Raw genomic sequence first — 20,345 nt, 5'->3', positions numbered from 1 at the left:
CACAGCCATGATCCCCTCGACAGTCCATGCCCCCCGCGCGATCCGTCGCGCCCGCCTCGCCCTCGCCGCGGTCGTGCTCGCCTCGGCCGCCCTGCTCGCGCCCTCGGGCGCCGCGGCGCAGGGCGCGGGCGGCGATCCGACGCTCGCCCAGACGTTGTTCGAGGAGGGGCGCCGCCTGATGGAGGCGAAGTCGTACGCGCAGGCGTGCCCCAAGCTGGCCGAGAGCCAGCGCCTGCGGCCCGGCACGGGGACGCTGCTCAACCTGGCCCTGTGCAACGAGGGGCTCGGCAAGACGGCGACGGCGTGGGGGCAGTTCAAGGAGGCGCTCTTCGCCTCGAAGAAGGAGGGCAACGCCGCGCGGGAGGCGTTCGCGCAGGAGCACATCGACGCCCTGGAGCCGAGGCTCTCGAAGATCCAGCTCAACGCGGAGAACACGCCCGGCCTTCTGGTCCGCGTCGACGGCGGCGACATCCCCGCGGCCGCGCTCGGCACGCCGATCCCGATCGATCCTGGGGCGCACGAGGTCGAGGCGACGGCGAGCGGCTACACGGTCTGGTCGACGACCGTCCAGGTCGGCGAGAGCGCCGATCTGAAGGCGATCGCCATCCCGAAGCTCCTGCCGGTGGCGCCCACGAGCAAGCCCGCCGGGCCGCAGGCGCCGCCAGCCGGCGGCACCGTCGGCGGCCGCAGCGGCGGGCGCGGCCTGCAGACCGCGGGCTTCGTGATCGGGGGCGCCGGCGTGGCAGTGCTCGGCGTCGGCGCGGTGTTCGGCATCCTCGCCGCGGGGCAAGCGAGCGACGCGGAAAAGGACGAAGCGCTCTGTCCGGAGAAGCGGTGTACGCCGGAAGGTCGCAAAGAAATCAACGCGGCGGAGACCAAGGCGCTCGTGTCCACGATCGGCGTCGGCGTGGGCGTCGCCGCGCTCGCCGCGGGGGCGGTCCTCGTGCTGACCTCGGGCCCATCGAGGGCGGAGGGCGCGAGCGCCGCGGGGGCACGGCAGGGCTCGCCAGCGCGGGCGCACGCGCGCATCGTGCCGCTCATCGGCCCGGAGGGCGGCGGGGTCGGGGTGCTGGGCGCGTTCTAGTTCCGCCCGCCAGGTTTCCTATCCGCGAACGTGGGCCTGCTGGTGGCGTGCGTCTGGAACCCCCGCCTCCCGGACAGCAGAGCTAGTAGAAGTCCGGGTGGACGCAGACGTCGACGTCGTTGCCCGGGAAGCCGAACTGCTGGCCGACGTTCTCCTTGCACTTCAGGTTGCCGCGGCATGTCGCGTGATTGCTGGGATTGCAATCGCCGTCCCCGAGCGCGCACGGCTCATCCACCGTGCACCTGCCCGAGACTGGATCCTTGCTGTCGTTGTAGGCCTTGGTGCCTGGCATTCGCGGCAGATCGCACACGTCGACCCAGTTGGGCTCGCCGATGGCGAACCCGACGTCCGGGCGGCAGACCAGGTCATCCCGGCAGTCGTCGTGCGTGTCGCAGTCCCCCTCGTAGAGCTGGCAGCCGCCGACCGAGGCGCAGTACCCGCTCGTGCTGCTCGACTGGCGGGTACCAGGCTCGACGCACAGGTCGTAGCTGGCGGGCAGGCCCACGAGGTCGCCGATGTTCTGGCCACAGACGAGCCCGGCCTTGCAATCGGCGTCGGAGTCGCAGTCTCCCTCTCCGGCGCCGCACTTGCACTGGGGGGTGCAGAAGCCGGTGTCGGGCTCGCTCGTGTCGAACGGCCCGCATGCCATCGCGTTCAGGAGCCACTCGCCGAAGCTGGACGTGTGGATCGCATGGCCGCTCCCTAGGTGAATTCCCTCGAGGGTGCTTCCGTTGTTCGGGTCTGCGCTGTACCAGATGGGGCCGCCGGAGTCGCCCGGTTCAGACGTGATGCCGTCCACCAGGATCCGAGATTCGTACGTCGGGTCCGGCGAGACGTGCCCGGTGTCCCTCGAGAACGTCCAGGTCCCGTTCATCCTCGCGCTCTCCTGGAACACGTCCCTGTTCGCTCGGAGCATCTGGAAGCTCACGTCAGCGATCAAGGGCGAGGGGCCCGCGAGGCGAGCGAACACGATGTCGACCGAGCCGTAGTTGTTGACGGTGCCGAGGTTCGATTCGGCAATCGGATGCCAGTAGAGCTTGTCGACGTTCGAGGGGAAGCCGTTGTTGGTGACCACCGAGTAGAGGGTCGGATCCGTATCCACGACGCAATGGCTGGCCGTAATGGCCCAGCCTGTATCGATCGTGGGGCCGACGGAGTCCGGGATGACCACCGCGGAGCAGATGGTGGTTCCGTTCAGCCTCCAGCGAGCGACGAGGTTGGACAGCTGCCCGGCGAAGCCGCTGGTCAGGGGGGACTCGGACGTGAGCAGCTCCTCCGTGCCCAGCGCGCCGGGGCCTTCGAGCTCCCCGGTCTCGGAGGCACAGCCAGCGAGCGCCGCCGCGAGCATGGCGAACCAGAGCCTATCGATCTTCATCATTCTCAGTACCTCGCCGTCGTCCCCCGACGGGACTGACCCGGATGGATGAGCACACGCCTTCTCCTCTGCCTACGGCCGGAGCGCCTCGCCGTCGGAGCCATGGCACCGCGAGCCGCGGAGCAAACACCACCTCTTCTGTGCGTGGATGAGTCGTCGAGATGGCGTCGCCCTTCCGAGAGCGCTGGAACGCAAAGCAACGTACGTACCAGGCGCCTACATCTGCTTTTCCGCCAGCCCATGGCGCCCGGGGAGAGACCTCGCGGGCCGCCGCCGCGGTGTCAGCCGGCTCAGATGGCAGAGGAGCCACGAGATGTCACGGCGCACCGGGGCGATGTCACGTGACATGTCATGGCGCACCGGGGCGATGTCACGTGACATGTCATGGCGCACCGGAGCTCCGCCCGACCGGGATCGAGGTCCTGCGCCTCGGCGACGGGCATCGATCCCCACGGCGTAGTCGAGCCCGAGCAGGCGCACAGTCTCCCGGAGCTCATGGGCGTTGCCGTAGAAAGAGTCGGCGAGCACGATGTCGCCGGGGATCCCCTCGCGCACGGCGCGCTCGAGCATGCCGAGCGCGAAGTCGATCTTGCTCTTGTACTGCACGGCCGCAGGAATGCGGGCGTCGCGCCGGCTCCTCGGCCCAGCTCCGAGCTAGGTACAATTCGAAGTCGGCAGGCTCGGGCAGCGAGCGGCTCGATGCTCTTGCGCTCCGCCTCGCCGAGCAGCCCCATCGCGTAGATCGCCAACGCCTCGCGCCGCAGCGGATGGGCCAGGATGGCCCCGATGTCCGAGAAGTAGGCGTCCAGCCGCCGGTGAGCGGCAGCGTCCATCGTGTACTCCACGGTACTGCAGGCTGCGTCGCGCCCATCGGGCGGCACGCTCCGGTCCGCAGAAAGGCTCCCGCTTTCCGGGAGATTCCTGAGGCAGCTTCGGCTCATCCCGCCCGGTCGTGACACAGTGGTGCTAGCGCCGGGGCGCGGCAGACGCCGATCGGCCGGGGCCTTATGCGCCGGCGGGCCGAGGGCGGAGACGTCGCGCCCGGTGACGGTCACTTACGCGCCAATCAGGGGGTGTCCTCACGTGACATCCGCGCCGGCGAGCGCTCGCTTTGTATCGATGGATGACGCCGGCCCCCTAGCAAAGACCTCCGCTGCCTCCCGGCTCCGCAGCTGCAAGCGCGACGTGCTCGATCGCTGGACGCGCCGGGTGCTCGACGATCCCAGGGCGCCGGCGCCGCGGCGGGGCGAGCGCCCGGTGCTCGTCGACGCGGCGCCGGCGCTGCTCGAGCACCTCATCGAGGCGCTCGCGGCGAGCCGGCTCGCCGGCGAGGACGCGGCGCTCCGCGGCGCGTACGAGCGGGTCGAGGACCACGCGCGCCGCTGCGTCACGCGGGGCCGCTGCATCGAGGCGGCGCTGCGGGAGCTATCGCACCTCCGGGCCGCGCTGCTCGAGGAGTGCGTCGCCCAGGGCATCGCGCTCGGGGTGGGGGAAGCGCAGGTCCTCCACGCGCTGGTGGACGCGAGCATGTGGACGAGCGCCCTCGAGATCGAGCGGGCGACGCGCGCCGCGCTCGAGGACAGCGGCGCGCGCCTGCGGCTCGCGACGCAGGCCGGCGGCGTCGGCGTCTGGGATTACGACACGGTGACCGGCAAGCTGCGCTGGGACGACCGCTGCCGCGAGGTGTGCGGGCTGGAGCCGGCGTCGGCCGTCGATTACGAGCTCTTCCTTTCGGCGATCCACCCGGACGATCGCGCGCGCGTGCAGGAGGCCGTGCTGCGCTCGCAGGCCCAGGAGAGCGGCGGCGAGTACAGCATCGAGTACCGCCTCGTGGGGATCCGCGACGGGATCGAGCGCTGGGTCTGCGTGCAGGGGCGCACCTTCTTCGACGCGACCGGGCGCAGCGTCCGGATGATCGGCACGGCGATCGACATCTCCGATCGCAAGCGGGCGGAGGCTGCGCGGCTGGACGATCTCGCGTTTCGCGATCGATTCCTGGCCGCGCTCAGCCATTACCTGCGCACGCCGCTCACGGCGGTCACGCTGGCGTCGAGCACGCTGGTGCGCCACGGCAACCTGACGCCGCGCCAGGCGACGAGCGTCGAGGGCATCGCGGCGAGCGCGCGCCGCATGGCGCGGACGATCGACGACCTGCTCGACCTGACCCGGAGCTGCTTCGGCGACAGCATCCCGATCGCGCGGAGGCCGGGGAACCTCCATGTCCTCTGCAAGGGGGCGATCGACGAGCTCCGGGCGACGCGCGCGGGGGTGCCGATCCGGCTCGATCTGCGGGGGAGCGGCGCGGGGCTGTGGGATCCCGAGCGGATCGCCCAGATGGTGACGAACCTGGTGCAGAACGCGGTCGACCACGCCGAGCCCGGGAGCGCCGTGCGGGTGGCGATCCGGCCGCGCGGGGGCGACGTGCTGATCGAGGTGCACAACAAGGGCCCGGAGATCGCGCCGGAGCGGCTGGCGACGCTGTTCGAGCCGTGGCAGCAGGCGTCGCCCGCGGAGGGGCGAGCGAGCGCGGGGCGTGGGCTGGGGCTCGGGCTGTTCATCGCGCATCAGATCGCGCGGGCGCACGGCGGGACGATCGAGGTGGCGAGCCAGGCGGAGCGGGGGACGACGTTCACGGCGCGGCTGCCGCGGAGGGCGGGGGCGGAGATGCGCTGAGGGGCGGCGCGGACGCGATCTGCTCGTGCAAAAGGGCTTCCGGGAAGGAGCCAGTCAGGCCGTGCAGCAGAAGGTGGATGGCGCGCTCGCCTGGAGCTCGCCCACGGGCTCGCCACCGTGCGGCGGGCACGCGCCCGGCTCGACATCCGCGATCACGGCCGACTTGCTCCCCAGGCCTGCGCCGGGAGGCGTCACGACGCAGAACGGGACGCTTGAGCTGACGAGGTTCGACGCGAGCAGGTCCGTGCAGGCGGCATCGCGGAACACGGACGCCATGAGGGTGCACGAGGCGCCGGTCGGATCGCCGCAGCCGCACGGGGTGCACTCGCGGCCGTCGATCACGTCCTCGAAGAAGACATGCCTGACGGCGTACCCCTCCGGACAGCCGGCGTCGTCGCCCTCGTGGTAGACGCACGTCAGGAAGCCCGACGGCGCCGCTGGCACGCATGTCGTCGCGTCCTCGCACGCGGTGTAGGCGCCGGCGAGGCACGCCCTGGCCCGCGTCGCCCACGGATCGAGCCTGGGGACAGGCAGCGGGGCGTCGAGGCGCGGCGCGCACGCGCCGGTCGTGATCGAGGGCGCCGCGATCGTGAGCGACTGCACGCAGGCCTCGCCGTCGCAGAGCTGATCTTCGGGGATCGGGTTCGCCGCGGTGCACGCGCCGTCCCAGCCGTCGGGCGCGGCAAAGGAGGTCATCACGGCGCCCGGCTCATCGCCGGGGCACGAGGCGGACGAGGATGCGGCCCAGCCGGTGGGGAGCGCGCACGAGGCCTCGGGCGGGTCGCACGCGCAGATCGCGCAGTCCATCGGCGGCTGCTGGAGATCGGCGAAGCCTTCGTAGCCGAGCGTGGGCGCGTCGGCGGGGCAGTCGGGGACGGCCTCGGGTGGGCCGAACCAGAGCAGCGCCGGGCCAAACCAGCCGAGCGGCGCAGGCGGAGTGCACTGGCCGGAGCACAGCGAGCTGTGCATGTCGCCGCCGGTGCCGCCCTGGCCGCCGGCGCTGGCGTCGCCACCGGCGCCACCCTGGCCGCCGGCACCGCCCGTTCCGGTGTCGGGCGGCTGTCCGCAGCCGTGCAGCTGATGCTCAATTTCTCCGGGCGTACAAGGGCCGGTGATGACGATCGGTTCTTGATTGCAGGCAATCACCAGCAGCAACGACGGCAGGAGAAGGCGGGGAACGCGCATAGCAGAGAGCCTACTCAGACGCGTATCTTCGGCACAACGCAAAGATTCGACAGATAGCTTCACGGTCAACCATTACAAGTTTGAGGGATAATTTCTCATAGTACTCGAGCACGAATCGCTTCGTCCCGCCCCCCTTCCGCCGCCGGCTCGCTCACAGGTTCGCCTGGAGGCCGAACCCAAGCGTGCCGGCGATGTCGGGTGAGGTCCAGAGCGAACTGTCGGACATCCGGTCGTTCGGACGACGGTCGATCGCGGCGCCGACCAGGGTGGGAGCCACGCCTAAGTGCCCCCGTGCAGAGAGGCCTTTCGAGAAAGGCCAGTCGATGCCGATCCGACCACCGAGCCCAACACGGAGGTGAAGGAACGATGCCGCGCCGAGCGGGACCTCCGGCGTGACACGAAGCATGCCGAGCTCCACGGCTCCACAGGCGAACAGAACGTGGCGATGCAGGCACACCGCAGCGTTCGTCATGAAAAGCGACGCTGCCATGGGCACCTTCTCGATCTCTTGCGATAGCGAGGCGAGCCCGCGGATTTCCAGCGCAACCGACCACGCTGGCCAGCGTCCTCCGATGGACAATGCCGGGCCGATGGCAACGCCGGGCGTCATCCCGAGGCCCGTCACCGCGTCCAGGCCTGCCAGCCAGCGGAAGCCCTCCCCCACAACCGGCGACACGCGGCTCCGGGGGGCCCCGCGCACGGGCGACGCCGTGCGCGGGGGTGATGGCGGCGCAGGGGCCGGCTTCGGCGGGCAAGGCCGTTCCGGTGAGCAGGGCTCCTCGGGCGGCGCGGACGGCGAAGCGGATTTCGCCGGTGCGACCGGTGGTGCGGGGAGCTCGGTGGCGTCGTCGAGCAGCAAGGCGATGGACAGGGCCATGGCGGTGACGAGGACCTTGCAGTCGTCGCGCGCGCTGAACCCGTCGGCCCAGCGTCCGTGACCGTCGTCATCCCGGAGGAACAGCGAGGCAGCGAGCTTGCCGCGCCGGCGCTCGATGGACGCCGTCATCGTGAACGGAGCCTCCGCATCATAGGGGTCGACCCCTCCCATCGCCCGGGCCGTCTCCGCGCGCAGGAACTGCTCGTCCGGGCAATCCTCGGCGCCTGGCCCGCGGATGAACTCGATCCGCACCCGGAGCGGCGTGGCCATGGGCTCGGCCCGGACCGGTGTGACCCCAACGACGGAGATCGCGGCCGCGGCGATCGAGGCGAGGGCTGCGTGGGCCGCCCGCTTCATGCTCGCGCTCTCGCCGCGCGATGTCCGGTGCACGTGCCTCCTCCGCGCGGTCACGGAAGCTTCTGCCCCGCCGCGCCGCCGGCCGGCGTCGCCCGCGCCGCCGCCGCCTTCATTCGCAAGCGCTCGCGCATCAACTTGAGCTGCCCCTCGGGAAACCGTCGCTCGTGGGCGGCGATGCGCTCCAGCGCGATCGCCCTGTCGCCTTGCAACAGCGCCTGCCTGGCGGCGTCGAGCAGCCGCAGCTCGTCGGCGAGCGGCTCTCGATCCTGGGCGGAGGGAGCGTGCTGCTCCGGCGCGGTGCGCTTGCGCTGGCGGAAGGCACTTGCCGGCGCGGCCGTGGGCGCACGAGGGGGTGGAGCTTCCTTGTCCGAGATCGCATCGGCTCGCGGCGCATCGGAGCGCGATCGCCCACCGGGACCGGTCTCCGGTCGCGCATCGGGGTGGACGGCACGCGAGAGGAGGAGCGGTGTTGCGATCGGGCCCAGGCGGTGGGCCCAGAGGGCCGGCGCTGGCGCGAGCGCGGCGAACAGCACGGCGACGCCGACGCCTGCCGTCGCCCACACCAGCGCCGGGCGGATGAATCTGGCGAGCGGGCGCGCGAGGCGAGCTGCGCGCCCGGGTCGATCTGCGAGGTCCTGGGGCCCGAGATCGCTCGGCAGCTCGGGGCGGGTCGCGGGCGCGTTCGTCTCGACGATGGCGGAGGCGCCGGAGTGGACGGCCGGCGACGCGGCGGAGCGCGAGGAGACGAGGGAGAAGAGCGGGACCATGAGCAGGCCGGACCGAAGCGCGCGCTGCTCCTCGGGGCGCAGCCGCTTCACGGCGGCACGGAAGTCTTCGCGCGCGAGGCGCAGCCGACTTGAAGCGGTGTTCTCGTTGAGCTCGAGGGAGCGCGCGATCTCGCGTAACGGGATCTCGACCATGTCGGCCATGATCAGGATGGCGCGCCGTTCGGGCGCGATCGTCGCCAGCAGGCGGGTCGCGATCGCGATCCGCTGGTTCGTGGCGATGCGCTGCTCGCTGCTCGGCGCGACGTCGGCGCCCTCGAAGAACGCCTCGTCCGCGAGGCCCACCGGCACCTCGAGGCGCCGGTAGTTGCGCTCCAGATGGCGCCGGACCTTTCGCCAGGCGATCCCGAAGAGCCAGCTGGACTCGGCTCGCCAGCGCGGGCCGAGGCCGTGCGGGCGCGATGACCGAGGGGGATTGCGCGGCGCCGGCAGCGGGAGCGACGCCGGGTCGTCCTGCTCCTGCTGCTCCTGGCCGGTGTCCGCGGCGGCAGCGGGCAGGGTCAACACGAAGTCCTGGAGAAACGGCGAGGCGACCGGCGGCAGTGAGGCAGAGCTGGGTGCTGCGGCGGGATAGGCGGGGTTGTACCGGGGGAGGCTCGTGTAGGCGCCCAGGAGGACCTCCTGGGAGAGGTCGTCGATGTCGTCCTCGACCACGCCGAGGTAGCGGAGCATCCCCGGGAGCACGTGAACAGCGGTCGCGTGCATCGACGTCCAGGTGCTGTGCTGGACGAGGTCGGCGGGAGGAGGCGGGAGGGGAGAGAGAGGGCTCATGCTTAGAATTGCGGGGGATTCTTGGGATCGTCACAGAATCGACGGGGGCTGGTGCCAAGGGGCGAGGCGGAACCGCCACCGAGCCCCCAGCTGTACGAGGATCGGAGCCCGGGTTACGCGCCTGCGCGCCTGATCCCTGGCTGATCCGGCGAACGTCGCCCCGCGGCACCGGCGTGCTCCCGAGCAGCGCTTCAAGAGCGAGGGGGAACGTCGCTCGGGCTCGCCTCCTCCGCCGGCTCGTTCCACGTCGTGGTTCACGCGGATCCGCGTTGATGACAGGCGAGACGGAACGCGCGGCTCAGCAGGTCGCGCAATGACGACGAGGCGAAGGCGGTATACCGAGATCCAGCGCTCCGGGCCATGTCTTGTCCCTGGGCGACAGCACGGCTAGGGACGGGGAATGCGCAAGACCGTTTCGACTCGCAGCATCGTCTCGATCGCCATCACCACCTGCGTCCTCGCGACGACGGCCTGCAGCTCTGACGAAGAGTCGCCTGCTCCGGACGAGGAGGTCGTGGTCGCCATTTCCGAAGCCCGCGGCCTGGCCGAAGGCTCCACGGCGACGGTCGACGGTGTCGTGACCGTCGCGCCCGGCACATTCAATTCGGCTACCGGCGAGCAGGGCTTCGCCCTGCAGGACAGCACCGGGGGCATCTACGTGAGCCTGCCCGAGGCGCTCGATGTCGGCCTCGGCACCAGGGTGCGCGTCACGGGGAAGCTCGGGCAGACGGCCCAGCAGACGGTGCTCAACGCCGAGGCGGCCTCCGTCACGGAGCTCGATGGGACCGGCTCCGTGGAACCGAAGGACGTGACGACAGGAGAGGTCAGAGAGCCCGTCGAGGGCCTGCTGGTGCGCGTGAGCGGCAGCGTGACCAAGGCCGTGGAGGACGACCAGCCCTACGGCTTCAAGGTGTACATCGACGACGGCTCGGGCGAGATCCAGGTCTTCGTGCATATCGTGGACGGGCAACCTGTCATCGACACGGCGTCGCTCGCGATCGATCAGGACATCACGGTGACCGGCCTCGCCGCGCAATACGAGACGACCTACGAGGTCGCGCCGCGCTCGACAGGAGACCTCGTGGCGCAATGAGCGAGCCGGCCGGCGCGCCGACCCGACCCTGCGCCTTACCGCCTTGCCCCGCTGTGCGCCCCCGGGCAGACCTGGCCCCTATGGGCCAAGCCGCCGACAAACAGCGCCGCGCCACGTACGCCGACCTCGAAGCCGTTCCGTCGCACCAGGTGGCAGAGCTCGTCAGCGGCACCCTGCACGTGTTCCCCCGGCCGGCACCGCGACATGCACGGGCGTCGTCCAGGCTGGGCATCAAGCTGGGCGGACCGTTCGACCTGGGCGACGGAGGGCCCGGCGGCTGGCACATCATCGACGAGCCCGAGCTGCGCTTCCCCGACCCGGACGCGCCGGGCGAGCTCGACGCGCTCGTGCCCGATCTCACCGGCTGGCGCCGCGAACGCATGCCCGAGATGCCCGACACGGCGTATTTCGCGCTCGCCCCGGACTGGATCTGCGAGGTGCTTTCCCCTTCGACGGAGGGCGTCGACCGCGACGACAAGATGCCGATCTACGCACGCGAGGGCGTGCGGCACGCGTGGCTGGTCGACCCGATCGCCCGGACGCTGGAGGTCTACGTGCTCGGCGCGGATCGCGGCTGGGGGCCCGCCGTCGTCCACCGCGACGCCGCCCGCGTCCGCGCCGAGCCCTTCGACGCCATCGAGCTCGATCTCTCGGTCCTCTGGGCGAGGTGACCTGCAGCCGCGCTGATTTGTCCGAGCCGGCATGGACCGAGCAGCGCTCGGTCGTACTCCTGGCCCAGGCGGTACAGGGTCCATCTTGGGATCAGCGCTTCTTGCTGGGCCCGCGCGCCGGATCGAGCTCCTGGAAGGGCAGCGCGGGCCGGGGGACGAACCGGCTTATCTCCGCGGTCCCGTGGAGGTTCCGCAGCGCGCTGGGCGCCGGCTCGGCGGGCGGAGCGGGCCGCGGCGCGCTCGCGGCCTCCCGGGGCGCGCTCGCGGCCTCGTCGCGCAGGTACGACGGCCGCTCCGCCGCGCGCTCGCCCTCGAACGCGCGCGCGCCGTCGATGTCCCCCTGCTGGGCCACGGGCTCGCCGAGCGACTCGATGCGCGGCGGGAACTCGCGAAGTCGCCGCTCCTGGGTCGCGAGGGCCTTCGCGAAGCGCGTCAGGATCTCCGGCTCGTCGCGGGCGAGCGCGCTGCTCATCGCCGTGCCCCAGCCGCGCGTCGCCGCTTCCCAGCGCGCCGGCTGGATGCCGAGCCGGAGCAGCACCTCGGTCGCGCGCGCCGCGGGGAAGTGGCGGCGATAGGCCATCACCTCCGCGTAGCGCTCGATCGTGAGCCCCTCGATCTGGGGTTCGCGCTGGTGCGCGCCCCCTGCCTGCCGCCCTCGCTCTGCCGCGCTCATCTCGGCTCCTCGGCCGCGGCGCCGCGCGCCTTGCGCTTCGCCAGCCGCTGCTCGCGCTCCTTCACCCATCTCGGGGTGTGGAGCGCGGGGTTCTTCAGCCACCCGCACGCCTCGCGATCGCCTCGATCGCACGCGAGCTGCGCGGTCTCGCGCGCCTTCTTCGGGTCCCTGGGCACGCCCCAGCCCTTGTCGTGGAGCAGGGCGTAATCGAGGCAGCTCGGGCTGCTATCGCCATTGCATGCCTCGCGGAGACGCTCGGCGCCTTCGCGCATCCCTTCTCCCTCCCGTACCTCCTCGCCGTCGTGGGAGATGAGCCAGACACCGAGGGTACGGCATGCATTGCTGTCGTGCCAGCCGCAGGCCCGCCGGCGGACGGCGATCGAGCGGGAGACGTCGCGCTCCGTGCCCTCCGCGTCGAGGTACATCGAGCCGAGGACGTCGCACCCCTGCGCGAAGCCGAGCGCGCAGCTTCGCTCCATGAGCGAGAAGCTCTTGCGCAGGTCCTTCGCCACGCCGCTCCCGAACTTGTGGAGCGCGGCGAGCTCGTAGCACGCGCCTCCGATGCCGCCCTTGCAAGCGATCTCGAACAGGGGCGCTGCGCCAGCGAAGTCCTTGTCTCCCTGCTCTCCTCGCTCGAGCATGAACGCCAGGTCGTTGCACGATGCGAGGTGGTTGCGCGTCCGGCAGAGCTCGCCGAGGCGCGCCCTCGCCGTGCTCGCGCGCACCCCCTCGAGCACGTTGCAGAAGAGGCCTGTGTCCTCGCACGCTGCCTGCCGGAGCTTCTGCTGGCGCTTCACGAACCCTTCGATCCGCGCCGTGCGCTCGTGCTCCTTGATGTTCCCGAGCGCGGTGAGATCGGCGGTCCGCCACATCTCGGTGGCATGCTTGCAGCTCCACTCGCTGTCGAGGGAGCAGCCTTCTGCCAAAAGCTCGCTCCCCCTAGCCTGGTTCTTCGTCCCATGGATGGGTACGAAATGGACGGCGCCCAGGAAGCCGCAGGCGTCGCCGTCCTTGGCCTCGCAGGCCCGCTCCAGGAGCTTGACCGCGGCGGTTCGCTCCTCATCGGTTCGCGCCTCGACGCCCGGCTCGCTCCGGAAGCGGAGCTGAGCGAGATGACCGCACGCCGGCAGGTATCCGCCGTCACAGGCCCTTCCGTAGAGCTCAGCCGCGCGCGGGTAGTCGATCTCGAGCGAGTCCCCGAGGTAAAGCGCCGCGAGCCGGTCGCACCCGCTCTGCTCTCCGCCATTGCACGCCGCCTCGAGCGCGATCGCCCCCTGCTTCGGATCCGTCTGTCGGTAGATGTCCCCGACCCGCACGCAGCTCCGCAGCGCGCCCTGGTCGCAGGCCCATTTGCACTTTTCGAAAGGATCGGATCTCGTGCAGTCCGTAGGAGCTGCTCGCAACGCGCTCGCGGTGGGTGGCGCAGCCGCTGTGACGGGAGGCGCGGCCGTTCGCGACACCGCGGGCGCCGGCGTCGTCGACGGCGCTCCTGAGCACCCGAGCAAGGTGAGGAGTCCGGAGGACAGCGCTGTTGCAAGCGCTCTCATACAAGCTCCACGATGCCGGGTTCCTTGGGCTCGTCGTCGATCATGCACACCCTGAGTGCGTTGGCGTGCTCGTCGTCGGTCGCGATGGGCATGGAGTCCTGCTCGGCGGCCGTCCTCGTGTCCTCGCCGTCGCGGAACAGCGATGGAATCGCGATGTCGATGTCGCTGTAACGGTCGTCGAAGCGCTCGCCGTTCCAGGGCACCTCGAGCTTGGGATCGCGCCCCTGCCGCGCCACGGGCGTCACGCTGTCCTTGATCGCGTTCGGCAGCGGGTTGCCCTGGATCTGCTCGTTCGTCACCCCGAAGCTGAGCTCCGACCGAGCCCGGCTCCAGTAGAGCGCGCCTCCTCGGTCATCGTTCGTGAGGACGATCTGCGCCACGTAGTCCTCGCCGTAGCGGAGCCCCGGCGCGGGCGGGGGATCCTTCTTCGTCTTCTTCGCCTGCTCCCTGTCGAACTTCATGCGGCGGATGACGGACACGTCGCGCGCCATCTCCGAGAGCTTCCGGCTCCGCGCGCCCTTGGTCCACATCATCCTCGCGAGCTCCATGCGCGGGATGTAGATGATCCACCAGGGCTGGATGCTGGTGAACCCGGGGGTGTTGCGCAGCGACCACGCGCACTTGCTCACCCAGAAATTCTGGTCCTTGTCATCGTACATCCGCATGAGCTTGCTGACGAACAGCACGTGTCGGTCGCTGAGCTCGCGCCCAGGGCGGCGCTCCGCGATCACGAGCCGCATGAGGCCGATGGGGCGCGCGCGGCGGATGTGCGCCGCCATGACGTCGAGCGCCACGGGGGCCTCGGGCAGCACGCCCATCCCGCAGAAGACGTTGCCAGGAGGAGCTGTGGTGAGGGAGATGCCATCGTAGATCCCCTCCTTGCCGAGCGGGTCCATCACGGTGTCACCTGCATGTTTGTCGAGCGGGTAGCCGTTGCTCGTGTCGAACTTCTGGATCCGCTTCTCGTCCTTGCTCACGCGGAGCACGAAGAAGATGTGCGAGCCCTTGCGCTGCCCTGTGGCGGGCAGGGTGACGCCCACATACATGTTCTCTGCTTCTGCCTCGGAGGTCGGCGCGGAGGGTGAATAGAGCAGTGTGTCGATCTTCGACTGCTGGTCGGCGCTGCTCGTCACCATCCGTTTTGGCGCGTCGTGCTTCGAGTGCTTCTCAGGTAGATCGTTGAGCACGTGGTCCGCATGCTTCTGGTCGACCGTCGGGCGCCCCTGCGCATCGGTCACGACCCAGGCGATAGGGACATAGCCAGTCACCATCTTGTTGTCGCCGAACGGATTGTAACAATAAATGGTCCCAGGGCCGATCGGTGGAGTCTTCTCCAGGCCAGCAGCGACGTCGAGCGTCGCCTCCTTGGTCGGGTACCACCTGCCGCCCGGAAATTGCTGGGCGTCGAAGATGGGGCGACCGGGGTTCTGTCCGGCTGCCCAACAGGCGCCGTTCATGTGCTGCTCGAGCGTGAACCCGCGCGTGATGGTTCCATACGTCGCGTTGTGCTCGCACGCACAGCAGATCGAGATGGCCGGGTCGTCGTTGTCGGTCATCATCGCGACGAGATCCGTGTTCCTCTTTTCGAGCTGCTTCTTGAAGATCTGAACCTCGAGCCAGGTCGCCGGCGCCGTCGCCTTCTTCCGCAGCCCCCATACGTCCTGGCTCATGTAGTCGATCGACGTCTTCTGCATCCGCGAGAAGATGAACGAGTCCCACTTCGAATCGCCGAAGTAGCACTGCCCCGGCCCCCCGTACCGCTGGCCGAACATCGCCTCGCTGAGCGCCTTGGCCCAGGCCTCCTCGGCGGGGTCGTCGACCCACTCGTCCTCGCCGTCCGTGCCCGGCGGGCCGGCCCACGCGTCGTCGAGAGGGGCGTGGATCCGCGCGTCGATGTGGGCGAGGATCTGCTCGATGCTCGTCGCGTCGGTGAGATCCAGCTCGTGCGCCGGGAACTCCGGCGCGCCCGTGGTCCCGTCGGGGTAGTCGACGGGCGTCATGTTGAGGCACGTCGTGAGCCGCGGCGGCTCGGCCTCGAACGCGGCTGGCGGCGAGGCGTGGCCAGGGCCGCCTGCGGGGACCTTGACTCCCATCGGTGCGCTCGGAGCAGGCATCGTCTCTTCTCTCCCTTGGCGTCGCGTCAGCTCCCGTGCCGCTCGACGATCGACCCGGCGGTCGCCCCGTCGAGCTCCCCCGTCGGCTCCAGCGCGTGGTCGCTCTGGAACCTCCGCAGCGAGGCGCGCGTCTCGTCGTCGATCTCCCCCTTGCCCGCGCCCCGGTAATAACCGAGGTTCTTGAGCCGGATCTGCGCTCCGGCGATCGACGTCGGCGCCGGCAGGTCCTCGATCTGGATCGAGTAGCGCCGCACCTGCCCCGTGGGGAACGCGCCGAGCCACAGCATGATCTCCGCCGTCCTCGCCGCCTCCGGCACGTCCGCCTCGATGGATCCGTCGCCGCCCGTCTCGCCGTCGAGCTTCAGGCCCTCGCACACCATCTTGAACCGCTTGCCGGCGTAGGGCTCGAACCTCTCGTCGGTCAGCCGGATGCTGAACCTCTTCGTCCCGGGCGGCGCCTCGCCGTCCTCCGGCGGCTCGGGCGCGCCCTCGTCGCAGTTGAGGAGCACCTGCTCGCCCTTCACGCTCGCCTTCTTGCCGAGCTCGATCGAGGCCTCCTCGCCGTAGATCTTGACGACCTTCGACACGATCTCCGCGTCGCTCGCGAGCCGCACCGCCGGGCCCGGGCCGGACAGCGACGCGCGCTCCGAGCCCACGATCTCGATCGATCTCGCCCGGATGACGACGCCCTTCGGCGTGACCTCGATCGAGCTCTGGCCCGACTCGAGCACGATCGAGTCCTCGGCGCGGACGCGGATCACGCTGCCCGAGGAGAGCAGGTACTTGTGTGACACCGAGACCTCGGCCTGGCCGTCGTCGCGGCCCTCGCCCACGAGCAGCGTGTGCTCGGCGTCGACACGGAGCACGTGCGGGCCGCCCACCACGGTCGTCGAGCCGCCGTGGAGCGTGGCCGTGTCCGTGCCGTGCACCTCGACGCTCCGGTTCTGGAGGATCTCCTCCGCGACGCTGCCGGTGGTGCGGCCGCGTGCGTCGCCGCCGCAGCTCCTCGACGCGCCGCCCTCGACGACCTCGACGAGCGCCCCCGTGACGTGATCGTCGCGGTCGCCCTCGACGCGGATGACCTGCTTCCCCGCGACGTTGAGGGTCTTGTCGCGGCCGACGGTCTCCGTGGCGTCGTTCTCGATCGAGGCGTCGAGATCGCGCTGGGCGCGGATCACCACCTGCTCGCCGCCGGCCCGATCCTCGAAGGCGATCTCGTTGTATCCGCCGCCGCCCGGCGTCGACTGCGTGCGGATGCCGCTCCGCGAGCGCGAGCGCGGCAGCCGGTGCGTCGGCGCGTGGAGGCCGTTGTGGAGCGCGCCCACGACGACGGGGCGGTCGAGATCGCCGCCGAGGAAGCCGACGAGGACCTCCATCCCCACGCGAGGCACGAACTGGAAGCCCCAGCCCGCGCCCGCCCACGGCGTCGCGACGCGGAGCCAGCACGAGCTCCTGTCGTCGCGCGCGCCGTCGAGGTCCCAGTGAAACTGCACCTTCACGCGGCCGAGCGCGTCGGTGTGGATCTCCTCGCCGGGCGGTCCGACGACGGTCGCGGTCTCGAGCGCCTGCCGCACCGACGCGCGGGGCGCCGGGGGCCTCACCGGCACGGCCTCGGGCGCGCAGCGGAAGCGCGCCTCGTAGCTCGGCCCGTCGCTGCCCGAGAGGTGCGCGTTGTGGCCCTCGTGCTCGACCCGGGTCAGCACGTAGCGCCCGTTGAGCGCGGCGACGTCGTGGCCCTCCAGCGAGCACCTGTGCCCCGGCGCGAGCCGCCGGCACCACGACGCGCCCTCGCCGAGATCCGCGCGGGCCCGGGCCTGCTCCAGCACGATCTGCGCCCGCTCGGCGCCGGCGTCGATCCTCTCGTCGTGATCGTGGTGCTCGTACGTCGTGCGCGCCCGGATCGCCTCCCCTCGGGTCCCGCCGAGATCGAGCGCAGGCCGCGCGAAGTCGAAGCCCTTCACGCGCGCGCCGCGCGGCGCCTTGGCCTGCCTCCGCACGAACCGCGTCACGTGCCGCTCCTCGGGAGCAAGCGCGGCGGCGCCGGTCGCCTGGCGGTAGGCGAGCGTGGGATCGCCGGCGATCTGCGCATAGGCCCCGGGGGAATCGGCGAAGACGATCACCTCGGACGCCGCCGGGTTGCCGCCGTCGGGCGGCTCGAACCAGAAGAAGACGCCGTCCTCCGCGCAGAGCCTGGTGATGAAGGCGAGATCGCTCTCCTGGTGCTGGACGCAGTAGACGCGCGGGGGCCGGGGCGCGGCGAGGGAGAAGCGGTGGGACAGCCCCGCCTCGGTGAGCACCGCGCCAAGGACGCCCGAGAGGGGTTGTTCCTGGAAGATCCGGCTCTGCCGCCCCTCGCCGAGGAGGGCGAGCCGCGGCTCGATGCGCACGCGGATGACGGCGCGCCCGTCGCCGTCGGCGCCCTCGACGCTCACCCGGGTGATGACGCCGGTCACCGCGCGCGCCTCGGTCGCCGAGGTGGGCACGCGCAGGGACGCAGGCCGCTCCATCAGCGTCGCGGCAAGGGTCGCCTCATCGATCGCCCCGGCGTCGAGCCGCGCGGTGACATCGAAGGAAAAGCAGCGTGAGAGCCTCTCGATCCCTCGAAAGCGCACGACCTCCAGATCGGGTGTCCCGGGCGCGTCGAGGAGGAGCTGGAAGAGGGCCGAGGGCGAGGGCGCCTGCACGGGAGCGGATGTTCGGCGGCCGGTCGAGCGGCGTCAACGCCGGCGGAGCGCCAGCGCGCCCCGCGAGCCCCGCCGCTGCAGGCAGCGCCTGCCCCGCAAGAAGAGCGCGTTGACGCCGGCCGAGGTGCCGTGCTCCCCCGAGCGCCCGTGCGCGGGGCAGCCGGCGCCGCCGTCTAGCGCTACACCCACCCTCCGCCGCCTGGCTCGGTCCGGTTTTGTTAGGCGTTCTAAGATTACCTACCCCCTGGTCGAGCCTGCACATGCCGCGCCGGGCGTCAGGCTCCGCGCGCCTCCCTTGAGCGACCGCGCCGTCAGAGCAGAGGCTGCAACGCCGCGTACCACTGCCCGCCCAGCAGCACGTAGCCCTGGAGGTTGGGGTGCCATTGATCTTCGAGTAACGTGGTCTTGTTCGGATTGAAGGGCGTGTACATGTCGACGGAGATGATGTGTCGGCCTGCGTCCGCGCGGGCCTTCACCACCGCCGGAATGGCGCCGTCGTAGGTCTTGATGCGCGCGCTGAGCGCGGTGTCGTCCCCCTTGCTCGCGTCGCCGCGCGACGGGACGGGCGCCGCCACCACGATGAAAACATTGGGGAGCTGCGCGTAGATGCTGTCAATCAACGCGCCCAGACGTTCGGGGGCGTTGGGCATGTCGTAATTGTCGATCGCGTCGTTGGTTCCAATCATCAAGAGCACGATGTCGGGCTTGTATTGCGGCATGACGGTCGACACCAGCGTCGAGATGCCGCTCCTTCCGCCGGCGGGGGCGATCGTCCAGCCGCTGTGGCCCTCGTGGTTGTGCGGGAACGCCACGCCGCCAACGGTGTTCGGTCCGTTCGATCCCGAACCGACGAACGTGATGTTCTTGCCCGCCGCGTGCGCGAGCCGGAACAGCTCGACGCGATAGCCGCCCGGCGTGTCCCCGTTGTATCCGTCGGTGATAGAGTCGCCGAACGGCATGATCTTGCACGCCGTACCGTCGGTCGGGCAGGGCCGATAGGTCGAGCCCGCGCCGCCGCCGGCGCCCCCCTGCGCGCCCGAGTCGCCGCCGCTGCCGCCGGCCGCCGCGCCGCCGCCATCCCCGCCACCGCCCGTTCCCGCGAGCGATCCACCGGTGCCGGCCGCAGAGGTCGTTCCGCCGGTGCCTGCGACAGCGCCGTCCGTGCCGCCACCGTCGCTCGTTCCGCCTGCGCCGCCGCCGGGGCCCACTTCGCCCGCTCCGCCGGCGCCCGCGCCGCCGCCGCTGCAGCCGAGAGCGATGACGACGAGCCCGGCCACAACCGGCCAGGATGTGAGCGGCTTCATGCCGGAGGATGGTAACGCCGAAGGCTACGGCGTTGTCAACTGAAACGACGGCAGTCGGAATCGACGATCGGGCAGCCTATGGCAATCTCACGGCGCGACGACGGTCGCCCATCCGGTGCCCGGCATCGAGAACTGCAGCTTCGCTCTCCCAGCGGACGCATTAGAGATCACCTACCTGATGCGGGCCGTGCGTCTTGCGGGGCACGTTGGTCAGGAGGAAGCAGTGTAACCGTTCACGGGCTGGATCGCATTCCTGACCAACCTCGGGCACTTGCGAGTGCCAGCAACGGTTGTCTTCATATGCTCGCTCAGTCTTGCAAGCACGCGAATTGTTGCATTCATTGAATCGATCCGCGAACGATTACGAAGCAGTAGCCCTTGGACGTGGGGACGCCAACGAGGCGAGGAGGCTAGGACGAGCCGGCCGGATCACGAAAAGTAGAACCGCGCGGGCCACCAACGCGGGCTGGCGCTCGGGGATGCGCGGTGGACGAAAAGGCCCAAGAACGAGGGCGCCGCTCGCATGGTGTCGGTGATCGTCGCGTCACGGGCCGCGGCGGGTGGAGGGGGAGGATTCAGATTCAATGGGGCCGCCGCCTTTCTGCGGCGGAGAGACCGCGACATGATCGAGCGCGCCCCGCTCGAGGTGCGGCAGCTTCAATGGAGCCGCCGCCTTCCTGCGGCGGAGAGATTCGCCTACACCTACGGGCATCCCTACCAGATGCTGCTTCAATGGGGCCGCCGCCTTTCTGCGGCGGAGAGGGCAAATACTTGTTGGCGAGACCAACCGTCTTAAGGAAGCTTCAATGGGGACGCCGCCTTTCTGCGGCGGAGAGCGACGGCGAGCGCCTCCGCGCGAGACAGCACCGCGCGCTTCAATGGGGCCACCGCGTTTCTGCGGCGGAGGGATACCCGCATACGCGCTGTACGCGTAGCTCGCGGCTCCGACGGCGAGCTCAGGATGAGGACGACCACGCCCTGGCTGGTGATGCAGCGCCCTCCCATCGCCGCGAGCCTCGGCCTGCGCCTCACCTTCGCCGAGCCCGTCCGCGGCCCCATCGCCCTCGGTTACGCCTCCCACTTCGGCCTCGGCGCGATGGCCCCATCGCCGTGATCCGCTTCCGCGGATCTCCTTCATCCCCTCCCCCCGCC

Annotated in this window: 15 protein-coding genes and 1 pseudogene; 5 read left to right on the top strand and 11 right to left on the bottom strand. The window is 70.7% G+C overall.

The genetic code is table 11. From position 1 onward, the window contains the following. The first annotated feature begins 7 nt into the window (after nucleotides 1-7). Nucleotides 8-1,084 (top strand): hypothetical protein, encoded by a 1,077-nt coding sequence (locus tag WME82_RS01420; RefSeq protein WP_438041359.1) that lies wholly within the window; start codon nucleotides 8-10, stop codon nucleotides 1,082-1,084. Between the two features lie 82 nt (nucleotides 1,085-1,166). Here the strand turns inward: WME82_RS01420 and WME82_RS01415 are convergent, their stop codons facing one another. Then, entirely contained in the window at nucleotides 1,167-2,462 is a 1,296-nt protein-coding gene (locus WME82_RS01415) for a hypothetical protein (protein ID WP_438041358.1), read from the bottom strand. A 213-nt stretch (nucleotides 2,463-2,675) separates the two neighbouring features. Further along, a pseudogene (locus WME82_RS01410) lies at nucleotides 2,676-3,083 on the bottom strand (transposase); the annotation flags it as partial. Nucleotides 3,084-3,578: 495 nt separating this feature from the next. On the opposite strand from WME82_RS01410, the gene WME82_RS01405 reads away from it, so the two are divergent. Beyond that, nucleotides 3,579-5,132, top strand: a complete 1,554-nt coding sequence (locus tag WME82_RS01405; protein WP_438041357.1) for an ATP-binding protein — start codon at nucleotides 3,579-3,581, stop codon at nucleotides 5,130-5,132. 54 nt (nucleotides 5,133-5,186) lie between these two features. On the opposite strand, the gene WME82_RS01400 is transcribed toward WME82_RS01405, so the two are convergent. From WME82_RS01400 to WME82_RS01390, 3 genes are all read right to left on the bottom strand, one after another. Then, nucleotides 5,187-6,317: a hypothetical protein gene (locus WME82_RS01400; RefSeq protein ID WP_438041356.1), complete on the bottom strand. Its 1,131-nt coding sequence runs from the start codon at nucleotides 6,315-6,317 to the stop codon at nucleotides 5,187-5,189. Between the two features lie 151 nt (nucleotides 6,318-6,468). Further along, nucleotides 6,469-7,584 (bottom strand): hypothetical protein, encoded by a 1,116-nt coding sequence (locus WME82_RS01395; RefSeq protein WP_438041355.1) that lies wholly within the window; start codon nucleotides 7,582-7,584, stop codon nucleotides 6,469-6,471. 17 nt (nucleotides 7,585-7,601) lie between these two features. Next, the gene (locus WME82_RS01390) at nucleotides 7,602-9,107 is read right to left on the bottom strand and encodes an RNA polymerase sigma factor (RefSeq protein WP_438041354.1); all 1,506 of its coding nucleotides are present in this window, start codon (nucleotides 9,105-9,107) and stop codon (nucleotides 7,602-7,604) included. A 400-nt stretch (nucleotides 9,108-9,507) separates the two neighbouring features. Between WME82_RS01390 and WME82_RS01385 the strand changes: the two genes are divergently transcribed. Beyond that, nucleotides 9,508-10,200, top strand: coding sequence for a DNA-binding protein (locus WME82_RS01385; RefSeq protein WP_438041353.1), 693 nt, complete (start codon nucleotides 9,508-9,510; stop codon nucleotides 10,198-10,200). Between the two features lie 80 nt (nucleotides 10,201-10,280). Continuing rightward, nucleotides 10,281-10,871 carry a Uma2 family endonuclease gene (locus WME82_RS01380; RefSeq protein ID WP_438041352.1) on the top strand — a complete coding sequence of 197 codons (591 nt, stop codon included), beginning with the start codon at nucleotides 10,281-10,283 and terminating at the stop codon, nucleotides 10,869-10,871. Nucleotides 10,872-10,962: 91 nt separating this feature from the next. Here WME82_RS01380 and WME82_RS01375 read toward each other — a convergent pair whose 3' ends face one another. The 6 genes from WME82_RS01375 to WME82_RS01350 form a co-directional block, all read right to left on the bottom strand. Then, entirely contained in the window at nucleotides 10,963-11,544 is a 582-nt protein-coding gene (locus WME82_RS01375) for a hypothetical protein (protein ID WP_438041351.1), read from the bottom strand. Beyond that, the gene (locus WME82_RS01370) at nucleotides 11,541-12,860 is read right to left on the bottom strand and encodes a tetratricopeptide repeat protein (protein ID WP_438041350.1); all 1,320 of its coding nucleotides are present in this window, start codon (nucleotides 12,858-12,860) and stop codon (nucleotides 11,541-11,543) included. Before WME82_RS01370 ends, WME82_RS01375 begins: the two co-directional genes overlap by 4 nt. Before the next feature lie 227 nt (nucleotides 12,861-13,087). Beyond that, nucleotides 13,088-15,184, bottom strand: coding sequence for a hypothetical protein (locus WME82_RS01365; protein WP_438041349.1), 2,097 nt, complete (start codon nucleotides 15,182-15,184; stop codon nucleotides 13,088-13,090). Nucleotides 15,185-15,231: 47 nt separating this feature from the next. After that, a complete protein-coding gene (gene tssI, locus WME82_RS01360; protein ID WP_438041348.1) occupies nucleotides 15,232-17,889 on the bottom strand; it encodes a type VI secretion system tip protein TssI/VgrG in 2,658 nt (885 codons plus the stop codon). Nucleotides 17,890-17,922: 33 nt separating this feature from the next. Continuing rightward, nucleotides 17,923-18,078, bottom strand: a complete 156-nt coding sequence (locus tag WME82_RS01355; protein WP_438041347.1) for a hypothetical protein — start codon at nucleotides 18,076-18,078, stop codon at nucleotides 17,923-17,925. Nucleotides 18,079-18,200: 122 nt separating this feature from the next. Next, nucleotides 18,201-19,097: an SGNH/GDSL hydrolase family protein gene (locus WME82_RS01350; protein ID WP_438041346.1), complete on the bottom strand. Its 897-nt coding sequence runs from the start codon at nucleotides 19,095-19,097 to the stop codon at nucleotides 18,201-18,203. Nucleotides 19,098-20,154: 1,057 nt separating this feature from the next. On the opposite strand from WME82_RS01350, the gene WME82_RS01345 reads away from it, so the two are divergent. Further along, nucleotides 20,155-20,307: a hypothetical protein gene (locus tag WME82_RS01345; RefSeq protein WP_438041345.1), complete on the top strand. Its 153-nt coding sequence runs from the start codon at nucleotides 20,155-20,157 to the stop codon at nucleotides 20,305-20,307. Nucleotides 20,308-20,345: the final 38 nt, after the last annotated feature.

Source organism: Sorangium sp. So ce128 (genome assembly GCF_051525245.1).
Classification (GTDB): Bacteria; Myxococcota_A; Polyangia; order Polyangiales; family Polyangiaceae; genus Sorangium; species Sorangium cellulosum_B.
Note: the sequence above shows the minus strand (reverse complement) of the source record. Positions and strands in the feature narration are given on the sequence as shown.